Below are 5,636 nucleotides of genomic sequence, written 5' to 3'. Positions count from 1 at the left end.
AGTCCACCCGCACGCCGGCGCCGGACGGTTCGGATACCTGCAGCACCTGGCCGCCGGTGGGGAGGAATCCCCGGGCGGGATCCTCGGCGTACACCCGGGCCTCGATCGCGTGGCCCCGCAGTTCGATGTCGTCCTGCGCGAACCCCAGCTTCTCGCCCGCGGCCACCCGCAGCTGCCACTCCACCAGGTCCAGGCCGGTAACCGCCTCGGTGACCGGGTGTTCCACCTGCAGGCGGGTGTTCATCTCCATGAAGAAGAACTCGTCCGGCCGGTCGGCGGAGACGATGAACTCCACCGTGCCCGCGCCGACGTAATCGACGCTGCGGGCGGTGTTGCAGGCCGCCGCCCCGATACGCGCGCGTGTCTGCGGGTCGAGCAGGGGCGACGGCGCCTCCTCGATCACCTTCTGGTGGCGCCGCTGCAGGCTGCACTCGCGCTCGCCCAGGTGCACCACGTTGCCGTGCGTGTCGGCGAGCACCTGTACTTCGATATGCCTGGGGCGCAGTACGAATCGCTCCAGAAACAGGGTGTCGTCACCGAACGACGCGGCGGCCTCCCGTCGCGCGCCCACCAGCGCGTCGCGCAGCCGGCTCGGGTCGTCCACCAGGCGCATGCCCTTGCCGCCGCCGCCCGCCGAGGGCTTGATCAAGACCGGATAGCCGACATCTTCGGCGGCCGCCACCAACTCGTCGTCGCTCAGTCCGGGCTTGGCCACGCCGGGAACGACCGGCACGTCGAAGGCGGCTACCGCGTTCTTGGCGGTGATCTTGTCGCCCATCACCTGGATGGCCCGCGCCGGCGGGCCGAGGAACACCACGCCGGCCCGCTCGCAGGCGGCGGCGAATTCGGCGTTTTCGGAGAGGAATCCGTAGCCGGGATGGATCGCCTGGGCGCCGGTGCGCGCCGCCGCGTCGAGCACCTTCCCGATGTCGAGGTAGCTCTCCCGCGCGGCGGCGGGCCCCAGACGAACGGCCGTGTCGGCCTCGAGCACATGGCGGGCGTTGGCGTCGGGGTCGCTGTACACCGCGACCGATCGGATACCCAGCCGGCGCAGGGTGCGCATGACACGGACCGCGATCTCGCCGCGGTTGGCCACCAAGACGGTCTCGAACATGGTCATCACATCCGGAAGACGCCGTAGGAGACCGGATCTAGCGGGGCGTGGGCGCATACCGAAAGGGCCAGCCCGACAACGGTTCTGGTGTCGGCGGGATCGATGATGCCGTCGTCCCACAGGCGGGCGGTCGAATAGTACGGGTTGCCCTGGTCCTCGTATTGCGCGCGGATGGGCGCCTTGAACGCCTCCTCCTCGTCGGGCGGCCACGGTTTACCGGCCGCGGCGAGCTGCTCGCCGCGCACCGTCGCCAGCACCGATGCCGCCTGCTCGCCGCCCATGACCGAGATGCGGGCGTTGGGCCACATCCACAGGAAGCGCGGCGAGTACGCCCGACCGCACATCGAATAGTTGCCCGCGCCATAGGATCCGCCGATCACGACGGTCAGTTTGGGCACCCGGGCGCAGGCCACGGCGGTCACCATCTTGGCGCCGTGCTTGGCGATGCCGCCGGCCTCGTAGTCGCGGCCGACCATGAAACCGGCGATGTTCTGCAGGAACAACAGGGGGATCTTGCGCTTGTCGCACAGCTCGATGAAATGGGCGCCCTTCAAAGCGGATTCGCTGAACAGGACGCCGTTGTTGGCGATGATCCCGACCGGGTGTCCGTGGATGCGGGCGAACGCGGTCATCAGCGTCTTGCCGTAATTGGCCTTGAACTCGCTGAATTCGCCGCCGTCGACCAGCCGAACGACCACCTCGTGCACGTCATAGGGCACCCGCGGATCGGGCGGCACCACGTCGTAGAGCTCGCTCTGCGGATGCTTGGGCTCGACCACGGGCCGGACCTCCCACGTGCCGGGTTCACGGGGGCCGAAGGTCGCGGCGATGGCCCGCACGATGCGCAGCGCGTGCTCGTCGTCGTCGGCGAGGTGGTCGGTGACACCGGAGACCCGCGAGTGCAGGTCGCCGCCGCCGAGTTCCTCGGCCGATACGACCTCGCCGGTGGCGGCCTTCACCAGGGGCGGACCGCCGAGGAAGATCGTCCCCTGCTCGCGCACGATGACGGCCTCGTCGCTCATGGCAGGCACGTAGGCGCCGCCCGCCGTGCACGATCCGAGGACCGCGGCCACTTGGGGAATCTCCTTGGCGCTCATGGTCGCTTGGTTGTAGAAGATCCGGCCGAAATGCTCGCGGTCGGGGAACACCTCGTCCTGGCGGGGCAGGAAGGCGCCCCCGGAGTCCACCAGGTAGATGCACGGCAGGCGATTCTGCAGGGCGACTTCCTGTGCGCGCAGGTGCTTTTTGACGGTCATCGGGTAGTAGGTGCCGCCCTTGACCGTGGCGTCGTTGGCGACGATCACGCACTCGCGCCCCGACACCCGGCCGATCCCGGTGATGATTCCGGCGCCGGGGGATTCGTCGTCGTACATGCCGTTGGCCGCCAGCGGGGCCAACTCCAGGAACGGGCTGCCGGGGTCGAGCAGTCGATCCACCCGTTCGCGCGGCAGTAGCTTGCCGCGGCTGACGTGACGTTCGCGGGCGCGTTCGTTGCCGCCCAGCGCGGCGGCCGCCAGCTTGGCGTTCAACTCGGCTACCAGCCGGCGATGCTCGTCGGCGAACGATGGCGCGGTCATCACTGCTGAACTCACGAATGCCTCCCGGTCCTCGCCAGCACAAGCGGCGGTTCGGTCTTGTCGAGCACCTCGTCGACCGAAACGCCGGGGGCGGTCTCGACCAGGCGCAAACCGTCATCGCATATGTCGATGACGGCCAAGTCGGTGATGATGCGGTTGACACATCCCGCACCCGTCAGCGGAAGGGTGCACCGCTCAACGACTTTCGGGCTGCCGTCGCGGGCCGTGTGCTCCATCATCGCGATCACCTTCCGGGCGCCGTGGACGAGGTCCATGGCGCCGCCCATGCCCTTGACCAGCTTTCCGGGAATCATCCAGTTGGCGAGGTCGCCGGTGGCCGAGACCTGCATGGCCCCCAGCACGGCGACGTCGAGGTGTCCGCCGCGAATGATGCCGAACGAGGCGGAGGAACCGAAGAACGCCGCGCCCGGCATCGTGGTGATCGTCTCCTTACCCGCGTTGATCAGATCCGCGTCGACGTCCTCGGGCTCCGGATACGGGCCCACGCCCAGGATTCCGTTTTCCGAATGTACGACGACGGTGACACCGGCCGGAATGTGGTTGGGCACCAGCGTGGGCATCCCGATGCCGAGGTTGACGTATTGGCCATCCTCGAATTCGGCGGCCACCCGTGCGGCCAGGCCCTGCTTGCTCCAGCTCACGGGCGCACCGTCACCTTCTCGATCGGCTTGGCCGGGTCCGGCACATGCACCACCCGATGCACGAAGACGCCGGGCGTGTGCACCGCGGCGGGGTCGATCTCGCCCGGCTCGACCAGATGCTCGACCTCCGCGATGGTGATCCTGCCGGCCGTGGCGCAGTCGGGGTTGAAGTTCGCCGCGGCCGCCCGGTAGACGAGATTGCCGTGCCGGTCGCCCTTCCAGGCGTGCACCAGCGCGAAGTCGGTGCGGATCGCCCGCTCGAGAACGTAGGTCACGCCGTCGAACTCGCGCGTTTCCTTGGGCGGCGACATCACCGCCACCCCGCCGGAAGCGTCGTAGCGCCACGGCAGGCCGCCGTCGGCGACGGGGGTGCCGACGCCCGCGGGCGTGTAGAACGCAGGGATGCCGGCGCCACCGGCGCGCAACCGCTCCGCGAGCGTGCCCTGCGGGGTGAGCTCCACCTCCAGTTCACCGGCGAGGAACTGGCGGGCGAATTCCCTGTTGTCACCGAAATACGAGGCGACGGCCCGGCGAATTCGCTTGTGGTGCAACAGCGCTTCCAGTCCGACGCCGTAACCGCCGCAGTTGTTGGACACCGTCTCCAGGTCGCGCACGCCGGTCTCGACCAGCGCGGCGATCAACGCCTCGGGGATGCCGCAGAACCCGAAGCCCCCGACCGCCAAAGACGACCCGTCGGTTATGTCGGCAACCGCCTCGGCGGCCGTTGCCACCACCTTGTCCATCGCCGCAGCAGCCTCCTTGCCGTCGGGCGGGGTTTTTGAGTTAATCTCCATTAACTCAGGGTGAGAATACCATCGTCGATCCCCCCGGTCCAGGGACGGCAAGACCGGGCCGTCGCCGTCCATTAGGGCAGGTTAACCGGTCGAAGACTCGTGCTAAGTTAGTGACGATTAACCAACCGGACGGGGGTTCGTCATGACAACGTCCACCTCGGACGGCCAACCCAGCGCGCCGGATGTCCCAAATCGACGCAGCCAGTTGAAATCCGACCGGCGTCTCCAGCTGCTGGCGGCCGCCGAGCGCCTGTTCGCCGAGCGCGGCTTCCTCGCGGTGCGGCTGGAAGACATCGGGGCCGCTGCCGGTGTCAGCGGCCCCGCCATCTACCGGCACTTCCCCAACAAGGAGTCGCTGCTGGTGGAGCTGCTGGTGGGCATCAGCGCCCGCCTGCTCGCGGGCGCTCGCGGCGTGCGGGCTCGCAGCTCCGACGCGGCGACGGCGCTGGACGGGCTGATCGACTTCCACCTGGACTTCGCGTTCGGCGAGCCCGACCTGATCCGCATCCAGGACCGCGACCTCGCGCACCTGCCCGAAGCGGCCGAGAAACAGGTGCGCAAAGCGCAACGCCAATACGTCGAGGTGTGGGTCGGGGTGCTGCGCGAGCTGGACCCCGACCTAGCCGAGGCCGACGCCCGGCTGGCGGCCCACGCGGTCTTCGGCCTCCTCAATTCGACGCCACACAGCATGAAATCCCCCGACATGTCGCGCGGAAAGTCGGCCCGCACCGCGCGGTCGCGCGCCGTGATGCGGGCGATGACCGTCGCCGCGCTGGCCGCCGGGAACCAGTGCCCCTGAGTCACCGCTGTGAGGTGATTCGCCGTTCGTGCGCCCGGCGCAGGTACTCTGCAATCCATGAGGTGGACATGAACGATTCACGTCCCACCGACCGGTTCAGCCCCTCTCTGCCGGGGTCGGGACCGCAGGGCCCGTGGTATCCGCCCGCCGACCCCGCGTACGCCGATCAGGCGCCCTACGCGCCCACCTATGGCGGGCAGGCTCCGCCGTGGGCACCCAACATGAACGAGACCAACACCACCAGAGAGTTGCCGGCGTACTGGCAGCACGAGCTGCCTCCGTCCGGACAACACCCGGGGTCGGCTCCCCCGCCGCCGGATGGCCCGAAACCTCCGCCGCGGTGGCTGTGGATCGTCGCCGGCGCCGCCGTGCTGCTGGTGGTCGCCCTGGTCATTGCCCTGGTGCTGGTGAACGACGCGATCAAGACTCAGACCGCCGTCCCGCCGCTGCCCGCCATGCCGGAGACGACTCCGACGCTGCCGAGCCCGTCCACCCGCACGTCGACGCCGCGCATTCCGGCGCCGGTGCCGCCCACCGGCGGCTCCCCGACGCCCACCGAGTCCACCGGCCCGGCCGCGATGCAGGACATCGTCTACAGCGTGGCCGGCGAGGGCAGGGCGATCAGCATCATGTACATCGACACCGGCGACCTGATCCAAACCGAATTCAACGTCGCGCTGCCGTGGACCA

General features: G+C 69.1%; 6 protein-coding genes. 2 read left to right on the top strand and 4 right to left on the bottom strand.

Going from position 1 to position 5,636, the window contains the following annotated elements:
* The 4 genes from A9X05_RS10865 to A9X05_RS10850 form a co-directional block, all read right to left on the bottom strand.
* A partial coding sequence (locus A9X05_RS10865; RefSeq protein WP_156736633.1) for an acetyl/propionyl/methylcrotonyl-CoA carboxylase subunit alpha occupies window positions 1-1,114 on the bottom strand: 1,114 nt, incomplete at its 3' end.
* Window positions 1,115-1,119: 5 nt separating this feature from the next.
* The gene (locus A9X05_RS10860) at window positions 1,120-2,691 is read right to left on the bottom strand and encodes a carboxyl transferase domain-containing protein (protein ID WP_067760569.1); all 1,572 of its coding nucleotides are present in this window, start codon (window positions 2,689-2,691) and stop codon (window positions 1,120-1,122) included.
* Window positions 2,692-2,702: 11 nt separating this feature from the next.
* A complete protein-coding gene (locus A9X05_RS10855) occupies window positions 2,703-3,353 on the bottom strand; it encodes a CoA transferase subunit B (RefSeq protein ID WP_067760567.1) in 651 nt (216 codons plus the stop codon).
* Window positions 3,350-4,096: a CoA transferase subunit A gene (locus A9X05_RS10850; protein WP_067760614.1), complete on the bottom strand. Its 747-nt coding sequence runs from the start codon at window positions 4,094-4,096 to the stop codon at window positions 3,350-3,352. Before A9X05_RS10850 ends, A9X05_RS10855 begins: the two co-directional genes overlap by 4 nt.
* 193 nt (window positions 4,097-4,289) lie before the next feature.
* Here A9X05_RS10850 and A9X05_RS10845 point away from each other — a divergent pair, with 193 nt between their 5' ends.
* Window positions 4,290-4,946: a TetR/AcrR family transcriptional regulator gene (locus A9X05_RS10845; RefSeq protein WP_082950206.1), complete on the top strand. Its 657-nt coding sequence runs from the start codon at window positions 4,290-4,292 to the stop codon at window positions 4,944-4,946.
* 62 nt (window positions 4,947-5,008) lie between these two features.
* The coding region (locus tag A9X05_RS10840) for a hypothetical protein (protein WP_067781192.1) at window positions 5,009-5,636 on the top strand (628 nt) is incomplete at its 3' end.

It is taken from the genome of Mycobacterium sp. E3298 (assembly GCF_001666895.1).
GTDB lineage: Bacteria > Actinomycetota > Actinomycetes > Mycobacteriales > Mycobacteriaceae > Mycobacterium.
Note: the sequence above shows the minus strand (reverse complement) of the source record. Positions and strands in the feature narration are given on the sequence as shown.